16 protein-coding genes are annotated in these 17407 nt (G+C 61.1%); 14 read left to right on the top strand and 2 right to left on the bottom strand.

Annotated elements, in window-relative coordinates; translation table 11 throughout:
• The 13 genes from CKW16_RS32390 to CKW16_RS06575 all read left to right on the top strand — a co-directional run.
• The coding region (locus CKW16_RS32390; RefSeq protein WP_218244039.1) for a hypothetical protein at positions 1–185 on the top strand (185 nt) is incomplete at its 5' end.
• A gap of 138 nt (positions 186–323) precedes the next feature.
• Entirely contained in the window at positions 324–1220 is an 897-nt protein-coding gene (locus tag CKW16_RS06630) for a TauD/TfdA family dioxygenase (RefSeq protein WP_095127715.1), read from the top strand.
• Between the two features lie 18 nt (positions 1221–1238).
• Positions 1239–2264: an ABC transporter substrate-binding protein gene (locus CKW16_RS06625; RefSeq protein WP_046047244.1), complete on the top strand. Its 1026-nt coding sequence runs from the start codon at positions 1239–1241 to the stop codon at positions 2262–2264.
• A 5-nt stretch (positions 2265–2269) separates the two neighbouring features.
• Entirely contained in the window at positions 2270–3130 is an 861-nt protein-coding gene (locus CKW16_RS06620) for an ABC transporter ATP-binding protein (protein WP_095127714.1), read from the top strand.
• A 20-nt stretch (positions 3131–3150) separates the two neighbouring features.
• Entirely contained in the window at positions 3151–4017 is an 867-nt protein-coding gene (locus CKW16_RS06615) for an ABC transporter permease (protein WP_033058673.1), read from the top strand.
• 126 nt (positions 4018–4143) lie between these two features.
• On the top strand, positions 4144–5064 hold the full coding sequence (locus tag CKW16_RS06610; RefSeq protein WP_095127713.1) for a LysR family transcriptional regulator: 921 nt from the start codon (positions 4144–4146) through the stop codon (positions 5062–5064).
• Between the two features lie 228 nt (positions 5065–5292).
• Complete coding sequence (locus CKW16_RS06605) at positions 5293–6828, top strand: MFS transporter (protein WP_095127712.1); 1536 nt, start codon at positions 5293–5295, stop codon at positions 6826–6828.
• Positions 6829–6854: 26 nt separating this feature from the next.
• Complete coding sequence (locus tag CKW16_RS06600) at positions 6855–7925, top strand: HlyD family secretion protein (protein ID WP_095127711.1); 1071 nt, start codon at positions 6855–6857, stop codon at positions 7923–7925.
• Positions 7922–9469, top strand: a complete 1548-nt coding sequence (locus CKW16_RS06595) for an efflux transporter outer membrane subunit (RefSeq protein WP_095127710.1) — start codon at positions 7922–7924, stop codon at positions 9467–9469. Before CKW16_RS06600 ends, CKW16_RS06595 begins: the two co-directional genes overlap by 4 nt.
• Before the next feature lie 270 nt (positions 9470–9739).
• Entirely contained in the window at positions 9740–10513 is a 774-nt protein-coding gene (locus CKW16_RS06590) for an efflux RND transporter periplasmic adaptor subunit (RefSeq protein ID WP_095127709.1), read from the top strand.
• The gene (locus CKW16_RS06585) at positions 10510–11829 is read left to right on the top strand and encodes an efflux RND transporter periplasmic adaptor subunit (RefSeq protein ID WP_095127708.1); all 1320 of its coding nucleotides are present in this window, start codon (positions 10510–10512) and stop codon (positions 11827–11829) included. The genes CKW16_RS06590 and CKW16_RS06585 overlap by 4 nt, the downstream gene beginning before the upstream one ends.
• Positions 11830–13926 carry an efflux RND transporter periplasmic adaptor subunit gene (locus tag CKW16_RS06580; RefSeq protein ID WP_095127707.1) on the top strand — a complete coding sequence of 699 codons (2097 nt, stop codon included), beginning with the start codon at positions 11830–11832 and terminating at the stop codon, positions 13924–13926.
• 11 nt (positions 13927–13937) lie between these two features.
• Positions 13938–14435, top strand: coding sequence for an N-acetyltransferase (locus tag CKW16_RS06575; RefSeq protein ID WP_095127706.1), 498 nt, complete (start codon positions 13938–13940; stop codon positions 14433–14435).
• 135 nt (positions 14436–14570) lie between these two features.
• Here CKW16_RS06575 and CKW16_RS06570 read toward each other — a convergent pair whose 3' ends face one another.
• Positions 14571–14882: a hypothetical protein gene (locus CKW16_RS06570; RefSeq protein ID WP_095127705.1), complete on the bottom strand. Its 312-nt coding sequence runs from the start codon at positions 14880–14882 to the stop codon at positions 14571–14573.
• Positions 14883–14937: 55 nt separating this feature from the next.
• Complete coding sequence (locus tag CKW16_RS06565) at positions 14938–15525, bottom strand: phage tail protein (RefSeq protein WP_095127704.1); 588 nt, start codon at positions 15523–15525, stop codon at positions 14938–14940.
• 244 nt (positions 15526–15769) lie between these two features.
• Here CKW16_RS06565 and CKW16_RS06560 point away from each other — a divergent pair, with 244 nt between their 5' ends.
• Positions 15770–17341, top strand: a complete 1572-nt coding sequence (locus CKW16_RS06560; protein ID WP_095127703.1) for a glycosyltransferase family 39 protein — start codon at positions 15770–15772, stop codon at positions 17339–17341.
• The last annotated feature ends 66 nt before the right edge of the window (positions 17342–17407 follow it).

The following is a 17407-nucleotide window of genomic DNA, read 5'->3' as shown; positions in this document are numbered from 1 at the left end:
GATATCATTACGGGCAAGAAGACCGTGCTGAGCTACCTGCTCAAACCAATTATTCGCGCCCGCGCCGAAGCGCTGCACGAGCGGTAATTTTATTTTTGGGGCTGATGGCCTCTTCGCGAGCAAGCCCAAAAGGCAACACACCTCAAAAGCCATATCGTTATTCGCTAACGGTATTTAAATTTTAGTTCTTATATCTATAAAGTCATTTTCCTGCGTACCTGCCGACCAATCGGCGCGCCGCACGACACGAACCAACACGGGACTTCCGTGAGTTTCTTGATCGACGCGCGCGCCTTTGAGCGTGCCGTGCGTGGGAGTGATTTATGTCTGCAGCAACGGCTTCCCCAAGCGCCGCGAACATCGCGTCGCAAACCTTCGACATCCGCCCGTTCAGTGGCGCCGTCGGTGCCGAAATCATCGGCCTAGACTTGTCCCGCCCGATCAATGATCAGGACTTCGCCCGCATCCACCGCGCGCACCTGGATCATCACGTCGTGGTGTTCCGCGAACAGCGCATTACCCCCGAGCAGCACATCGCCTTCAGCCGTCGTTTTGGCGTGTTGCAGATTCATGTGCTCAAGCAATTCCTGCTGGCCGGGCATCCGGAAATTCTCATCGTTTCCAACATCATCGAAAACGGCCAATCCATCGGCCTCGGTGACGCCGGCAAGTTCTGGCATTCCGACCTTTCCTATAAAGAACTGCCAAGCCTGGGCTCAATGCTGCACGCCCAGGAGCTGCCGTCCGAAGGCGGCGACACTCTGTTCGCCGATATGCACAAAGCCTGGGACAACCTGCCCGAAGCGTTGCGTAAAGCCGTCGAAGGGCGCTCGGCGGCGCACTCCTATACGGCGCGCTACAGCGAGACCAAATTCGAAGGCAACTGGCGTCCGACGCTGACGCCGGAACAACTGGCGCAGGTCGCTGAAGTGGTTCACCCGATTGTGCGTACCCACCCGGAAAACGGCCGTAAGGCGTTGTTCGTCAGCGAGGGTTTCACCACCCGCATCGTTGGCTTGCCGGAAGACGAGAGCAAGCAACTGCTCGACGAGCTCTACGCCCACAGCGTGCTGCCGCAAAACATCTATCGCCATCAATGGCAGGCCCACGACCTGGTGTTCTGGGACAACCGTTCGCTGATCCATCTCGCCGCCGGATGCCCAAGCTACCTGCGCCGCAAGTTGTATCGCACCACCATCCAGGGCGACGCGCCTTTCTGATTTGTCGGAGAAACTCTCATGTCCAAACGTCTTCCATTTGCACCGCTGGCTGCGGCCATCGGCCTGGGTTTCAGCTTGATCGCCGGCAGCCTGGTGGCGCCGACCGTGGCCCACGCTGAAGGTGAAATCCGTATCGCCGAGCAGTTCGGCATTGTTTATCTGTTGCTCAATGTGGTGCGCGATCAAAACCTGATCGAGAAGTACGGCAAGCAGGAAGGCATCGACATCAAGGTCGACTGGACCCAGCTCTCCGGTGGGGCGGCGGTCAACGATGCGTTGCTCTCTGGTTCCATTGATATCGCCGGTGCTGGCGTCGGTCCGCTGCTGACCATCTGGGACCGCACTCACGGCAAGCAGAACGTCAAAGCCGTCGCCTCCCTCGGCAACTTCCCGTACTACCTGGTGAGCAATAATCCCAAGGTCAAAACCATCGCTGACTTCACCGAGAAGGACCGCATCGCGGTGCCGGCGGTCGGCGTGTCGGTGCAGTCGCGCATCCTGCAATACGCAGCCGCCAAGCAGTGGGGCGACAAGGAATTCAATCGCCTCGACAAGTACACCATCGCCGTTCCACACCCCGACGCCACAGCGGCGCTGATTGCCGGCGGCACTGAGTTGACCGGGCACTTTTCCAACCCGCCGTTCCAGGATCAAGAGCTGGCCAACCCTAACGTCCACGTTGTGCTGAATTCCAATGACGTGCTCGGCCCGAACTCGCCGACGGTGCTGTTCGCCACCGAGAAATTCCGCGACGAGAACCCGAAAACCTACAAGGCGTTCGTCCAGGCGTTGACTGAGGCGGCCGAGTTTGCCCAGAACGATAAAGGCGCAGCGGCGGACACATACATCCGCGTCACCAAGGCCAAAATCGACCGCGCTGCGCTGCTGAAAATCATCGATAACCCGCAGTTCGAATTCAGCGTCACGCCGAAAAACACTTACCCGCTGGCCGAGTTCCTCTACCGTGTCGGCGCGATCAAAAACAAACCGGACTCGTGGAAGGACTACTTCTTCCAGGACGCCAAACCGCTGCAAGGGAGCTGACCGAGATGAACGCCCCCTTGCAAGGCCACACGGTCAGCAAACCGATCGCGGCAGCCCAAGCGCTGCTGTCGGTCGACAACGTCAGCCTCGAATACCGCACGCCTCAGCGGGTGGTTCGAGCGACCCATCAGGTCAGTTTTGAAATCGATCCGGCGGACCGCTTTGTGCTGCTCGGTCCGTCCGGTTGCGGCAAATCAACGTTGCTCAAGGCGGTCGCCGGGTTTATCCAGCCGTGTGAAGGCGAGATTCGTCTTCAGGGGCAAACCGTTCATGCCCCGGGGCCGGACCGGATCGTGGTGTTCCAGGAATTCGATCAACTGCCGCCGTGGAAAACCGTCAAACAGAACGTGATGTTTCCGCTGCTTGCCTCGAAAACCCTGAAGCGCAAAGAAGCCGAGGAACGAGCGCTGCACTATCTGGACAAGGTTGGTCTGGCGGCGTTTGCCGATGCCTACCCGCATACCTTGTCCGGCGGCATGAAAGCGCGGGTGGCGATTGCTCGTGCGTTGGCCATGCAGCCGAAAATCCTCTTGATGGACGAACCCTTCGCCGCCCTCGACGCGCTGACTCGCCGCAAGATGCAGGAAGAATTGCTGCTGCTCTGGGAAGAAGTGCGTTTCACGTTGCTGTTCGTCACGCACTCCATCGAAGAAGCGCTGGTGGTGGGTAATCGAATCCTGCTGCTGTCGCCGCATCCGGGGCGAGTACGGGCGGAAGTCCACAGCCATCAATACGACTTGCACAGCCTCGGCGGCGTGGCCTTTCAGGAGTCGGCGCGGCGCATTCATCGGTTGTTGTTCGATGAAGGTCAGTCCCCGAAAACCGAGCGGGAGCTGGATTTCTCCGACATCCGCATCGCTTATTGAGCCATTGAGAGGAGTGCCCGATGAGCCTTTTATCATCCCCGCGTGAAGAGTTTGAAACGGTGTTGCAGCCGCTGACGAGCGTGCCGCTGGAACGTGAACTGCCGCTGGGTCAGCGCCTGTGGCAACAAGGCTGGTTACGCAAAAGCCTGATCCTGATTTTGCTCGCGGTCCTGTGGGAGGTGGTTGCCCGTGTTCAGAACAACGACCTGCTGCTGCCGAGTTTTCTGCAAACCGGGAGCGCGCTGTACGACGGTTTGCTCAGTGGCGAGTTGCTGGGCAAAGTGTGGATTTCCCTGGTGGTGTTGCTCAAGGGTTACCTGATCGGCATCGTGCTGGCGTTTGCCCTGACCACGCTGGCGGTGTCGACGCAGTTTGGCCGCGACCTGTTGAGTACGTTGACCTCGATGTTCAACCCTCTGCCGGCGATTGCGCTGTTGCCGTTGGCGCTGCTGTGGTTCGGTCTGGGGCAGAACAGCCTCATTTTTGTGTTGGTGCATTCGGTGCTCTGGGCATTGGCGTTGAACACTTATGCCGGGTTCCTTGGTGTCTCGGAAACCTTGCGTATGGCCGGGCGCAATTACGGCCTCAAAGGCATGCGCTTCGTGCTGTTCATCCTGATTCCGGCAGCGCTGCCATCGATTCTCGCCGGGCTGAAAATTGGCTGGGCCTTTGCCTGGCGCACGCTGATCGCCGCTGAATTGGTGTTCGGCGCCACCAGTGGCAAGGGCGGCTTGGGCTGGTACATCTTCCAGAACCGCAATGAACTGTACACCGACAAGGTGTTTGCCGGGTTGGCGGTGGTGATCCTGATCGGCTTGCTGGTGGAAAACCTGGTGTTCAGCACGTTGGAGCGGGTCACGGTGAAGCGTTGGGGGATGCAGCGCTAAATTCTGCGGTGTCTGGTCTGGCCCCTTCGCGAGCAAGTCGAAGGGGCCAGACCTGTCAACACCCAACCAAAGGATGTTTGTTAGTATTGCGTCTGCATCAATCCAGATCAGACACGAGTGCTCAGCATGCAACTCCCGGACATGAACTTGTTGGTCGCCCTCGACGCCTTGCTCGACGAGGGCAGTGTGGTGGGCGCCGCGCGGCGGATGAACCTCAGTCCGGCGGCGATGAGCCGGACGCTGACGCGCATTCGCGAGGCCCTAGGCGATCCGATTCTGGTGCGCGCCGGTCGCGGTTTGGTGCCGACGCCCAAGGCGCTGGCGTTGCGCGAGCAGGTGCGTGACGTGGTGGAGCAGGCCGCGCTGTTGTTTCGCTCGGCTGATGCGGTGGAGCTGGGCACGTTGCGCCGTCGGTTCAGCATTCGCGCCAATGACTTTTTCGTCGGTGTTTACGGCGGAAAGCTGTTCGACACCCTGGATCGCCAGGCGCCGCACTGCGAACTGCGCTTCGTGCCGGAAGGCGATGGCGATGATGAGGCGCTGCGCGAAGGGCGGATCGATTTGAGCATCAGTAATACCCGGCCGTTGACCCCGGAAGTGAAGATCCAGAACCTGTTCTCTACCCACTTCGTGGGCCTGGTTCGTGAAGACCATCCGCTGTTCGATGAAGAGATCACGGCCGAACGTTTCGCCGGGTTTTCCCATATCAGCATGTCCCGCCGCGGCATCGCCCGTGGCCCGATTGATACCGCGCTCAATGCGTTGGGGCTGGAGCGGCGGGTAGCGGTGATTGCGCCGAGTTTCCATGCGGCGATGTTTGCCTTGCCTGATTCCGATTTGATTCTGCCGGTGCCCAAGGAGGCATTGCTGAGCGTCCAGCGCCTGGGCCTGAAGTTGCGGTCCTTCACGCTGCCGATTCCGCTGCCGACCATTATGCTGACCCAGTCCTGGCACCCACGTTTCGACAAGGATCCGGCCCATCGCTGGCTGCGCGAAACCCTCAAGGCCTGTTGCGACGAGACGTGGCTGGCCGCACAACCCACCTGAGATTGATCACAAGATCGTTCCCACGCTCTGCGTGGGAATGCCTCTAGGGACGCTCCGCGTTCCAGCTCGCGAAAGGGACGCGGAGCGTCCCGGGCTGCATTCCCACGCAGAGCGTGGGAACGATCAATTACTGCATGGGACGCACTTATAAGCTGCCAATAAGTCAATTTTCGTAAGGTCCCGCGCTTCTTAAAATGCTTCGGTATTCAAACCCCGGAGCTTGCAGTCATGACTTCCCTCACGGTCACGGCACCTCTCGCCGCGGCCAGCCCGGCTGCCGTCACGCCACCGGTCTTTGGTCCGCGGATCATCATCGGCCTGGTGGGTGTGTTGTTGGCGGTGCTGGTGTCGGGCCTGAACGAGATGGTGACCAAGGTCGCCCTCGCCGACATTCGCGGCGCGTTGGCCATCGGCTACGACGAAGGCACCTGGCTGGTTGCCAGTTACACCGCAACCTCGGTGGCCGCCATGGCCTTCGCGCCGTGGTGCTCGGTGACGTTCTCGCTGCGACGGTTCACCCTCTGCGCCATCAGCGCATTCACCCTGTTGGGCGTGTTGTGCCCGCTCGCTCCAAACTACGAAAGCCTGCTGGTCATGCGCACCTTGCAAGGCCTGGCGGGCGGTGCTTTGCCGCCGATGCTGATGACCGTCGCGCTGCGCTTTTTGCCGGCCAACGTGAAGCTTTATGGTCTGGCCGGTTATGCCCTGACCGCGACGTTCGGCCCAGGCCTCGGCACGCCACTGGCCGGGTTGTGGACCGAACACGTCGGATGGCAGTGGACCTTCTGGCAAATCATCGTGCCGTGCCTGATCGCCATGGTCGCGGTGGCGTATGGCTTACCCCAGGACCCACTGCGCCTGGAGCGCTTCAAACAATTCAACTGGCGCGGCTTGCTGCTGGGGTTTCCGGCGATCTGCATGCTGGTGATCGGCATTTTGCAAGGCAATCGGCTGGACTGGTTCGAGTCGAGCCTGATCTGCGGATTACTCGGGGGTGGGTTGCTGTTGCTGGTGTTGTTTCTGATCAATGAATGGTCGCAGCCAATGCCGTTTTTCAAGATGCAGATGCTCGGCATCCGCAACCTGTCGTTTGCCTTGCTGACCTTGGCCGGGGTGCTGGTGGTGTTGCTGGCGGTGATCATTATTCCGTCCAGCTACCTGGCGCAGGTGCAAGGTTATCGCCCGGTTCAGACCGCGCCGATCATGTTGCTGGCCGCGTTGCCGCAGTTGATCGCGCTGCCGTTGGTGGCGGCGTTGTGCAACCTGCGTTGGGTCGATTGCCGCTGGGTGCTGGGGATCGGCCTGAGCATGCTGACGCTGTCCTGCATCGGTGGGTCGCAGCTGACGTCGGTGTGGATTCGCGACGACTTCTACGTGCTGCAACTGCTGCAAATCTTCGGTCAGCCGATGGCGGTGTTGCCGTTGTTGATGCTCTCCACCGGCAGCATCAGCCCGATGGAAGGGCCCTTCGCTTCGGCCTGGTTCAATACCGTAAAAGGCTTGGCGGCGGTAATCGCCACCGGAGTACTGGAGGCGTTGACCACCTCAAGGCTGCATTTCCACTCGGTGATGCTGGTGGACAGCCTCGGCAACTCACCCCTGGTCGACAGCGACAGCGCGGGCCTTGCCCACCGACTGCATGAGCAGGCCGTGGTTCTGACGGCATCGGATCTTTATCTGTGCATGGCCGGCGTCGCACTGGCGTTGATCCTGCTGATTTTCTGGCTGCCGACGCGGATCTATCCGCCGCGCGCGCCGACTTGAATGCTTCACTGAAACAGAAGGTTTTTATGACGACTCAATCAAAGCAAAAAGTGGCCGTTGGCGTTGCCGCGGTGGTGGCGCTCGGGGTGCTGGTGTATTTGTTGGCGCCAGGCCTGTTCGGCAAGCGCACACAGCAGAACACCAATGACGCCTTTGTCTCGGCGGACTTCACGCTGGTGGTGCCACGCGTGGCCGGGTTCATCAAGGAAGTGCTGGTGGAGGACAACCAACAGGTCAAGGCCGGGCAGTTGCTGGCGTTGATTGATGACCGTGATCTGCGTGCCGCCGCTCAAGCGGCAGACGCCGAAACCCTGGTGGCCAGGGCGCAACTGCAAAATGCCCGTGCGACCCTTGAACGTCAGGCTTCGGTGATCGCTCAGGCCCAGGCCACGGTCGTGTCGGCCAAGGCTGAAATGGCCTTCGCCGAGCATGAACTGAATCGCTACAACCATCTCGCCGGAGTGGGCGCCGGCACGGTGCAGAACGCTCAACAAGCGCGGACCCGCATCGATCAGGCCACCGCGCGGCTGGCTAACGTGACGGCAATGCTGGCGGCGGAGCGCAAGCAGGTGGAGATCCTCACCGCCCAGCGTGACGCGGCTGAAGGCGGGCTGAAACGGGCGCAAGCGGCGCTGGAAATGGCCAGCTACGAGCTGTCCTACACGCGCATCGTTGCACCTCAGGACGGAATGGTCGGCGAGCGCGCCGTTCGGGTCGGCGCCTATGTCACGCCGGGGAGCAAAATCCTTGCGGTGGTGCCGCTTGCGCAGGCCTATGTGGTCGCCAATTTTCAGGAGACCCAACTGACCGACGTGCAGCCGGGGCAGGACGTGCAAGTGCGTGTCGACAGCCTCGGCGGCGAGGCCCTGAGCGGTCGCGTCGAGAGCATCGCACCGGCCACGGGTGTGACGTTCGCTTCGGTCAAGCCGGACAACGCCACGGGTAACTTCACCAAGGTGGTGCAACGGATTCCGGTGAAAATCGTGCTTGATCCGGGTCAGGCATTGGCCGAGCGGTTGCGCGTGGGGATGTCGGTTGAGGCGAGTATTGATACTGCAAGCGCCAGCGCCAATGAGCATGAGGTCGCGCAACGATGAAGATTTTCATTGATAGGGCTGACCTCTTCGCGAGCAAGCCCGCTCCCACAAGGGAATGCATTTCAATGTGGGAGCGGGCTTGCTCGCGAAGAGGCCGGGGGCCCCAACTTACCCTCTGCACTTTGCTGGTCATGAACCTCTCAGCCTGCACCGTCGGTCCGGACTTTCAAAAGCCTCAGGCACCGCAAATCGCTGAGTGGTCGACACCATCCAGGTCCGCCGCCAGCCAAGCCATCGCCGAGACCATGGATGAACGCTGGTGGGAAGTGTTCCACGACCCGAAACTCTCGGCCCTGACTCAACGTGCCCTGACCGACAACCTCGACCTGAAACTCGCCAGCAGCCGCTTGCAGCAAAGCCGCGCTGTGCGTCAGGTGATCACCGCCGACCGTTACCCGAATACCGCCGCCACTGGCAGCTACGGGCGAAAACGCAACAGCGGCGAAGGCCTGAACGATCCGTCGGGACACAACGGCGACTCGGCGTACAACCTGTGGGATGCAGGCTTCTCCGCGTCCTGGGAACTGGATTTCTGGGGCCGTGTGCGCCGTGAAACCGAAGCCGCCGATGCCACCCTGGAAGTCGCGGAAAACGACCGACGTGGCGTGCTGCTGTCGGTGCTCGCCGAAACCGCCCACGACTACATTCAGCTGCGCGGTGTGCAAAGTACGCGAGCCGTCACCGAGGAGAACCTCGACGTCGCTCGTCACAGCCTGAAACTCTCGCAGCTGCGCCTGGCCGACGGTGTCGCCACCGACCTGGATGTCGCCGAAGCCGCTGCCCAGGTAGCGGCTATCGAGTCGCGTCTGCCTGCGCTGGAGCAGCGCCAGTCGCAACTGATCAACGCCTTGAGCCTGCTGATGGGCGAGCCGCCGCAAGCGCTGTCTGCCGAACTATCCACGGACGCCCCGGTGCCGCAAACCCCGCGTCAGGTCGCTATCGGCCTGCCGTCGCAACTGGCCGAACGTCGCCCGGACATCCGCCAGGCCGAAGCCCGCCTGCATGCCGCAACCGCGAGCATCGGTGTGGCCAAGGGCGATTTCTATCCGCGGATCACCCTGTCGGGCAACATCGGATCGCAAGCCATGCAGCTAAGCGATTTCGGCTCCTGGGGCTCGCGCTCGTTCGGTATCGGCCCGCAATTCAGCCTGCCGCTGTTTGATGGCGGACGCTTGCGCGGCGTGCTGCACTTGCGCGAAGCCCAACAACAGGAAGCCGCCATCGCCTACCAACAAACCGTGCTGCACGCCTGGCATGAAATCGATGATCAGCTGACCGCCTACAACGCCAGCCAACTGCGCCGCGACAGCCTTGCCGAAGCCGTCCGCCAAAACCAGATCGCCCTGCGCACCGCGCAACAGCAATATGTGGAAGGGGTAGTGGATTTCGTGAACGTGCTGACCGTGCAAGGCGCGCTGTTGGCGACTCAGGAGCAGTTCGTGGAAAGTTCGACCGGGGTGTCGCTGGCGATGGTCGGGTTGTACAAGGCGTTGGGTGGGGGATGGGAGTCGGTGTATCCGGCTCAGGAGTCGGCGCAACGCTAATTCGTTTCTGTAAATCGAAAAAACCGGCCGAAGCCGGTTTTCTCACCCTAACGGCCAGCGAACTTAATCGCTGCGTACAAGGTTGGTCACGGCGAGATTAAGGTGGCGCTTCCGTCTCTGCAATGTCTAGCTGTCCGGCTATGGCGTAGGAAACTTCTTGATGGTTTGTAAGGGAGTGAATACTCACGCTCCTCTAAACAATGACGGCCATCCGCTTGACGCCCACCCACGCTGTCATAGACTCCGCTCATCCGTCAGGGAGTAACGGTTATGCGGCGTGTTCGTGTGTGGGTTATTGGATTGACCTTTGTAACGTGCGTTGTACAGGCGCAAACACCTGCGCCAGATGATCCGCTGCTGGACAACAGCGGCAGTGCAAACGCCAGCAGCGAGGCCCGTGGCGTGCTGCGGGCCCGGGATCAGGCGGTGCTGGCGAGTGAGTTGTCCGGGCGTATTGTCGAGTTGCCGTTCAGTGAGGGCGAGTCGTTCAAGAAGGGCGACACCTTGGCGCGTTTCGATTGTTCGGCTTATCAGGCCCAGCTCAATGCGGCCCAGGCTGCCAATCGTGGCGCCGGTGAAGAGCTGTCCCACAACAAGCAGCTGGCGGCGTTGAATTCGGTCGGGCGTTTTGAAGTGGCGCGGGCCGAGGCCAAGGTCAGCGAGACTCAGGCGCAGTCCCAGGTTTATCAGGTTCAGGTCAAACGCTGCAGCGTGCTGGCGCCGTTCGATGGCCAGGTCGTCGAGCGCAAGGTCAAACGTTATGAAAGCGTCGCTGCCGGTACGCCGTTACTGGACGTGGTCGACAACCGCACCCTGGAAATTCATTTGCTGGTGCCGTCACGCTGGATGGCACGGCTCAAGCCTGGCCAGACCTTCAGTTTTGTTCCCGATGAAACCGGTCAGCCACTGGATGCCACGGTCAAACGCCTCGGCGCGCGGATTGACGAAGGCAGTCAGACCTTGCTGCTGGTGGCGACGCTTCCCAACGCCAACGGTTTGCTGGCCGGCATGAGTGGCACGGCGCGTTTCGCGGAGTTCAAGTGAACGCCCCGGTCACGGGCGGCGCTGAACAGGTGTTCGCAAGGTTTCTGGATCTCGAACGCCTTACCCGCGCCGCACGTACGCCTGTGCAATTGGCCTACAGCCTGGTCAATGACGGTCAGGCGCTGTTCGGCTTTCGCCATGCGGCGCTGGTGATTGCCGGCAAGGTGCAGGCTGTGACGGGTGTCAGTGCGGTGGAGCCGAATGCGCCGTTCGTGGCGTTTGTCGAGCAGGCAGTGGCGCAGCTGTTCAAGCTCGAGGTGCTGAAACAGGCGCGGGTGATTCAGGCGAATGTACTCAGCGAATCGATTCAGGCGGACTGGCAAAGTCTTTCCGCGGCTCAGGTGTTCTGGCTGCCGCTGATTGATCGCCAAGGCGAGGTGTTTGGCGGTCTGTGGCTGGCGCGGGATCTGCCGTGGAATCCTTCCGAGCAAGTGTTGCTGTCGCAATTGGGTGACACCTACAGCCATGCCTGGCTGGCGCTGCAACCGCGCAAACCGTGGCGGCTGCGCTGGACGAGAAAGCGTCAGGTGGCGCTGGTCGCGGTGGTGTTGCTCGGGTTGCTCATTCCGGTGCGCCAATCGGTGCTGGCACCGGCCGAAGTCGTTCCGCTGGGCGGCCGAGTTGTTGCGGCGCCGCTGGACGGGGTGATTGCCGAGTTCCTGGTCAAACCCAATCAGACGGTGAAAGCCGGCGACCTGTTGTTGCGCTTTGAAAGCACCACGCTTCGGGCTCAGGCCGACGTGGCCGAGCGTGCCTTGGGCGTTGCTGAAGCTGAGCTGAAGGCCAATTCCCAACGCTCCTTTGCCGACGCCGAATCCAGCTCGAAAATCGATCTGCTGGCCGCGCGAGTCGAGCAAAAACGCGCTGAACGGGATTACGCCCGCGAACTGCTCAAGCGCAGCGAAGTGCGCGCCGAGCGGGGCGGTATTGCGGTATTCGCCGATGCGGAACGCTGGACCGGCAAACCGGTGCAGACCGGCGAGCGGCTGATGGAAATCGCCGACCCGACCCAGGCTGAGTTGCGCATCGAACTGGCGGTGGGCGATGCGATTGCGCTGGAGCCGGGGGCGCAGGTCGCGCTGTTTCTCGACAGTGATCCATTGCAACGGCATCTGGCCCGGCTCGAACGCGCGGCTTACGAAGCACAACCCACGGCCGGTGGACAGTTGGCGTATCGTCTCGACGCCAGTTTCCAGCAAACACCACCGCGTATCGGGCTGCGAGGGACGGCGAAAGTCTTCGGTGATCGTGCGCCGCTGGCGCTGTACCTGTTACGCAAACCCCTGGCCGGTTTGCGCCAGAGCGTGGGGCTTTAGATGAGCCTGCCGAACCTGCGTGCAGATTTGCAGCTGACGCCTGCATCACCGGCGCTCGATGGCTCGCCGCGCTGGACCCTGGCCGATCCGGTGCGCGGTCGCTATTTCAAACTCGGCGTGGCGGCGATGCGCCTGCTGCGCCATTGGTCCTTGGGTGATCCCGAGCAAGTACTGCGTGCAGCCAACCGCGAGCCAGGTTTGCCGCTGGATGGTGCGGAGCTTGAGCAATTGCTGGGCTTTTTGCGCAGCCACGACCTGATCACCGCCCTCGATCCGCAACAGCGCGCCAGTTACAGCCTCAAAGCAGCCGCTCAACGGCAGTCGCTGTGGCAGATCTTGCTGCACCAATACCTGTTTTTCCGCATTCCGCTGTGGCGCCCGGACGCTTTTCTCAATCGCGCCTGGCCATGGCTGGAGCGTTTCGGTCCGCGCGCGCTGCGCTATGGATTGCCGATAACCCTGGGGCTCGGCGTGTTTTTGGTGTCACGGGACTGGCAGCGCTTCATCGCGACTTTTCCGCATCTGTTCAGCCTCGGCGGCGCGCTGGCGTTCGGCGTGGCGCTGTTCTTCGCCAAGCTCTGCCACGAGTTCGGTCACGCTTTCATGGCCAAGCGCGCCGGTTGTCGAGTGCAGAGCATGGGCGTGGCGTTCATGGTGTTGCTGCCGATGTTTTACACCGATGTCAGTGATGCCTGGCGGGTCAATGATCGCCGTGCGCGGTTGCTGATTGGCGCCGGTGGCGTACTGGCGGAATTGCTTTTGGCGAGCATCGCACTGCTCGCCTGGTCGCTGTTGCCGGACGGCCCAGGACGCACGGCGGCCTTCATGCTCGCCAGCGCCACCTGGATGACCACATTGGTGATCAACCTCAACCCGTTCATGCGTTTCGATGGCTATTTTTTGCTCAGCGACTATTGGCAGGTCGACAACCTTCAGGGGCGAGCGTTTGACCTTTGTCGCTGGCGCTTGCGTGAGTTTTTATTCGGTTACGGTGCGCCGGCGCCGGAGCCCTGGTCGCCGAAGATGCAACGGCGTTTGCTGATCTGGGGTTACGGCTCGTGGCTGTGGCGTGCGGTGTTGTTTTTCGGGATTGCGCTGGCGGTCTACCACCTGTTCTTCAAGGTGTTGGGGATTTTCCTGATGCTGGTGGAGCTGGTGTGGTTCATCTTCCTGCCGATCATGGGTGAGTGGCGGCAATGGTGGACTCGCCGCGAACAGGCGCATGCGCCTCGGGTACTGCTCAGTGGTCTGGCCTTGCTTGGGCTGTTGCTGATGCTGGTCGTGCCGTGGCGCAGCGCCGTTGAGTTGCCGACGATGCTGGAGGCTGGCCGCGCCAGTGCCTTGCATGCGCCAGTCGCGGCGCGGGTCAAAACGGTGAATGTTCACGATGGTGAAGCGGTTGCCCAGGGCCAGGTATTGATCGAACTGGAATCCCCGGACCTGGATTCGCGTCAGGCCATCGTCCGTCGCGAAATCCAGATCCAGCAGTTGCAGATGCGCCGCCAGGCCAGCCGCAGTGAAACCGCCGCCGACGCCGGTATCGTCGAACAGCGCCTGGCCGAAGCGGTCGCCGAATACCGAGGCCTGGCCGCCCAGCGTGAGCGCCTGCTGCTGCGAGCGCCCCATGCCGGCAAGGTGCGCGATCTGTTGCCGCAGTTGGCGGTCGGTCGCTGGTTATCAACCAAAGATCCCCTGGCGCGGGTGGTCGAAGACGGCGCGCGGTTGCGCGGTTATCTGGCTGAGGTCGAGCTCTGGCGCGTCGCCACGGGCGCCAGCGGACGCTTCATCGCCGACGATCCGATGCACTCGGCGATCGCCGTGCAACTGAGTGAAATCGACACCAACGGTGCGGCCTTTGTCGATCAGGAAGCGTTGACCTCCGATCACCATGGACCGATTGCCGTGCGCCGGGATCAGCATCAAAGGGCGGAGCCGGTACAGGCTCAATATGGGGCGCGGTTGAGCGTCCTCGAGGACGTACCGACGCCGGTGCAACCCTTGCGCGGCATTGTGGTGTTGCAAGGGCGAGGCGAGTCGTTGCTGGGTGTCGCCTGGCGACGTCTGGCGGCGCTGGGCGTAAGGGAAAGCGGTTTTTAAGGAGCGCAACGATGGCAAATACCGATTCAGTGGCGGCCGATGGCTTGGTGGTTCGGCCTTCACGGGCCAGCGATGGGGCTTTTTTGCAGAGTCTTTATCAGTCGGCGCGACCGGATTTGCAGTGGATTGATGGTGAGCAAGAGGTGGTTGAGCAGGTGGTGGCCCAGCAATTTCGAGTGCAGGAACAAGGGCTGGGGGAACGCTTCCCCAACGCCATGCATTACGTGATTGAGAAGCTCGACACGGCCATCGGTGCGCTGACCACCGATTTTGGCCCTAATGAAATTCGTGTGCTGTACCTGGCGTTCATTCCAAAGGCTCGCGGCCAGGGCTATGGCCGCAAGGTGCTGCAAGGTGTGCAGCAAGCCGCGCAACAGGTTCGTTGCCCGGTAGCGACGGTGGTCTGGGCCAATAATCCCCATGCGCGCCAGCATTACCTGGCGCTGGGGTTTCAGGTCGAAGAGCGCAACCCGGCGGCGGAGCGGTTGGTGTGGTATCCAAAGGGCTGAGCCCACCACCGACCCTGTGGGAGCGGGCTTGCTCGCGAAGGCGGCTTAACATTCAACATTGATGTTGACTGATCCACCGCATTCGCGAGCAAGTCGGATCGCCGCACCGCCGCTCCCACATTAAATCCCGTGTATTCAGTTGAAGGCGATGTAGAAGTACCCCACACCGGGGTCCCGTCCCATGGCCGGTACCCGGGAGACAAAGATGTTTTCCACCTGACCCAGTTCCGGCAATTCCAGCGTGCATAACCCATCGACAAACTCTGTGGGTCGCAGGCTGTTGAACTCGACACTGAACGGCATGCGCTCGTTGTTGGGCATCCGCGAGCGGGGTGTTTCTTCAAGGCTGTCGATATGGATCGGCAATTCACTTCCATCCGGCAGCCGCAGCGTCCCCGTCTTGCCCAGCAGCGCCTGAAAGTGTTGGCTTTGAACCTGTTGCAGCATGGAGTCACTCCAAAAAACGAAAGTGACCGGGGGCGTTGAGTCCCCCGGCGCGTCCTCAGTTGCGCGAAGGGAACAACCCGTTCAAGGCGATGCTGAAGTTGAGCACCAGGAAGGGGTTCATCGTTTCCATGGGCAAGCCATTACCGGCAGACGAGATTTCTCCCGTGACCGTGGTGGCCACGCCTTTGAGTGGCACGGCTGAAGCGCCTTGCGCATCGGAGTAGATACTCGCCGAACCCGGACCGCCGCCCGAGGCACCGATGTACGAGTTGGTCGCGGTCGGGTTGGTGACCGGGTTGCTCGCCGGGCTGGCCAGTTGCAGCGTGGTGGTGGCCGTGAGCCCGGACAAGGCGTGGGTGTGATTGGGCAGGTTGGTGATGGTGGCGGTGACATTCTCGGTCCCGGAGAATTCACCGATGACGCGCGGGGTCAGATTCAGCCCGTTGCCCATACACACCGGCATCCGGCCTTGCAGGTTGGGTAGCATGAAATTGGTGGTGCCATTGCCTCCAAAGTTGACGCCCAGCAGTGCAAAAACCGTGTTGTATTGCGCGATGCTCAGCGTCTGGCCATTGCACAGGGCCCAGCCGTTGGGCGCGTAGTTAAAGGCGAAAGGCTGGATAGTGCCGATAAATACTTCCATAAGTCCTCATCCCTCAGGTTAGTTGTCTGGCGCGCCACAAGGTGGCCCGGGCCTCCGGGTACACCGTTGCGAACAGCCGACTCCATTCATCTCCGTGGCTGGGTCACGCCACGCCAGAGCGTAGTTGATCCGCATCACTGCCGAATGTCGTTGGTCGCAAAGCCAGCATCGACGACGGCGCTGTCGCTGTCCTACAGTGATTGCAAGCTTCAAGGTTTTTCACCGGCAGTCTCGAGGGGAGGCAATGGAGGCGCGCAGAGAAACGCCGCTTGACGGCACCCAAGGCCCCCACGCGACACCCGGCGCCTGGGCGAGTGTTCAGCGCTTGCTTCGATGGGTGCGCGAGCATTGGTTGCTGCCGATCCTGGCATTGGCCGCGCTGGTGCGTTTTTATGACCTGACCGCGGCGGCAGTCTGGGGCGATGAAGGTTCCAGTCTGCTGCTGAGCCAGTATTCGCTGGCCGGGATCTGGACGCATGCCGCCCATGATGTGCATCCGCCGCTGTATTTCATGCTGCTGCATGGCTGGATCGAGCTGTTCGGTAATGGCATTTTTTCGATTCGATGCCTGAGTGCGCTACCGGGGATTGTTACCGTGGCGCTGGGCGTCTGGCTGGTGGACTTGCTCGCCACTCGCCGCGCCGCGTTGTTGGCCGGCATCTTGTTGGCGCTGCTGCCTACCGCCGTGCGTTACAGCCAGGAAGTGCGCATGTATTCGTTGCTGGGGCTGTGGCTGATCGGTGCCACGATCGCCCTGGTTTACTGGATCAAACGCCCCGCACGTAAACGCTATCTGGTGATTTACGCACTGCTGATGAGCGCGGCGTTCTACACCCATTACTTCACCGCCCTGTGCGTGCTGTGTCACTGGCTGTACCTGGGGCTGATCCGCGTACAGCCTGGTTATCGCTTGCGGCATATCCAGCAGCCCGGCTGGTGGTGGGCGAACGTGGCGATTGTGTTGGTGTACTTGCCGTGGGTGCCCAACCTGATCGATCTGATTCAGCACATGGATCAGCTCAAAGCCAATGGCGATGTCGGGTGGGAGACACCGGTCACGTTCGCCTCGTTGCCTTCGATGATCTGGTCGTTACTGATCCAGGACGATGGCGAGACCCTGACCACACCGATTTTCATCACGTTACCCTTGGCATCGCTGGCCTTGGTGTGGGTGGCGCTGGCGCGGGATCGCAGTGTCATTCGTGGCAGTGCATTGGTGGTGATCTACACCGTTTTGCCGTTGTTGCTGGTGTTTTCGGTGTCGTTTATCTCGCCGGTGTTCATCGAGCGTTACCTCACCGCGTACGCCCTCGGCCTGCCGATGATTGCCGCGCTGGCCATTGATCGCCTGTACGCGGTCTTTCGGGTGTTGGCCGTGACGGTGCTGGTGTTGTTTATCGGCGTCGAACTGGTGGGCCTGAACAACAACGCCACGGTCGATACCAACGATCAAATCAGCGTCATGGTCGACTACGTGAACCAGCACTTCGTTGCCGGTGACCGGATCGTCACCAGCGACATGCTCTGGTACCTCAGTTACGTCTACTACAACCGCACCGACGCGAAACCGCTGCTGTACACCCCGCCGTTGGCCAATGGCGCTTCGAGCCGGCCGAATGCCTATGGTTTCGGCACGCTGGTGACTCAGGATATTTACCTCGACAGCCTCGGTAATTTGCCCAAAGGAACTGGCCGGGTGTGGTTGATCGGCACCGTCGATGTGCCGGACGAATTCGCGCCGTTGCCCGCAGGCTGGCAGAAAGTTGGCGAAACACAGGCGGGAGGCGCCAACGCGCGTTTGTTCGTGTTGCATTGAGCCTGTAACCGAAATCGCGTTTTTCAGACGATTTAGCTTCGATTTGATATCAAAACACCATTACCC

It is taken from the genome of Pseudomonas sp. Irchel s3h14 (assembly GCF_900187425.1).
GTDB lineage: Bacteria > Pseudomonadota > Gammaproteobacteria > Pseudomonadales > Pseudomonadaceae > Aquipseudomonas.
This window is presented reverse-complemented; position numbering and strand designations above follow the sequence as displayed.

Excerpts from the sequence above, each read along its gene's own strand:
- CKW16_RS06625 (WP_046047244.1), top strand. The coding sequence starts at position 1,239 with ATGTCCAAACGTCTTCCATTTGCACCGCTGGCTGCGGCCATCGGCCTG.
- CKW16_RS06605 (WP_095127712.1), top strand. The coding sequence starts at position 5,293 with ATGACTTCCCTCACGGTCACGGCACCTCTCGCCGCGGCCAGCCCGGCT.
- CKW16_RS06615 (WP_033058673.1), top strand. The coding sequence starts at position 3,151 with ATGAGCCTTTTATCATCCCCGCGTGAAGAGTTTGAAACGGTGTTGCAG.
- CKW16_RS06570 (WP_095127705.1), bottom strand. The coding sequence starts at position 14,882 with ATGCTGCAACAGGTTCAAAGCCAACACTTTCAGGCGCTGCTGGGCAAG.
- CKW16_RS06580 (WP_095127707.1), top strand. The coding sequence starts at position 11,830 with ATGAGCCTGCCGAACCTGCGTGCAGATTTGCAGCTGACGCCTGCATCA.
- CKW16_RS06620 (WP_095127714.1), top strand. The coding sequence starts at position 2,270 with ATGAACGCCCCCTTGCAAGGCCACACGGTCAGCAAACCGATCGCGGCA.
- CKW16_RS06610 (WP_095127713.1), top strand. The coding sequence starts at position 4,144 with ATGCAACTCCCGGACATGAACTTGTTGGTCGCCCTCGACGCCTTGCTC.
- CKW16_RS06590 (WP_095127709.1), top strand. The coding sequence starts at position 9,740 with ATGCGGCGTGTTCGTGTGTGGGTTATTGGATTGACCTTTGTAACGTGC.
- CKW16_RS06560 (WP_095127703.1), top strand. The coding sequence starts at position 15,770 with ATGGAGGCGCGCAGAGAAACGCCGCTTGACGGCACCCAAGGCCCCCAC.
- CKW16_RS06600 (WP_095127711.1), top strand. The coding sequence starts at position 6,855 with ATGACGACTCAATCAAAGCAAAAAGTGGCCGTTGGCGTTGCCGCGGTG.
- CKW16_RS06575 (WP_095127706.1), top strand. The coding sequence starts at position 13,938 with ATGGCAAATACCGATTCAGTGGCGGCCGATGGCTTGGTGGTTCGGCCT.
- CKW16_RS06630 (WP_095127715.1), top strand. The coding sequence starts at position 324 with ATGTCTGCAGCAACGGCTTCCCCAAGCGCCGCGAACATCGCGTCGCAA.
- CKW16_RS06595 (WP_095127710.1), top strand. The coding sequence starts at position 7,922 with ATGAAGATTTTCATTGATAGGGCTGACCTCTTCGCGAGCAAGCCCGCT.
- CKW16_RS06565 (WP_095127704.1), bottom strand. The coding sequence starts at position 15,525 with ATGGAAGTATTTATCGGCACTATCCAGCCTTTCGCCTTTAACTACGCG.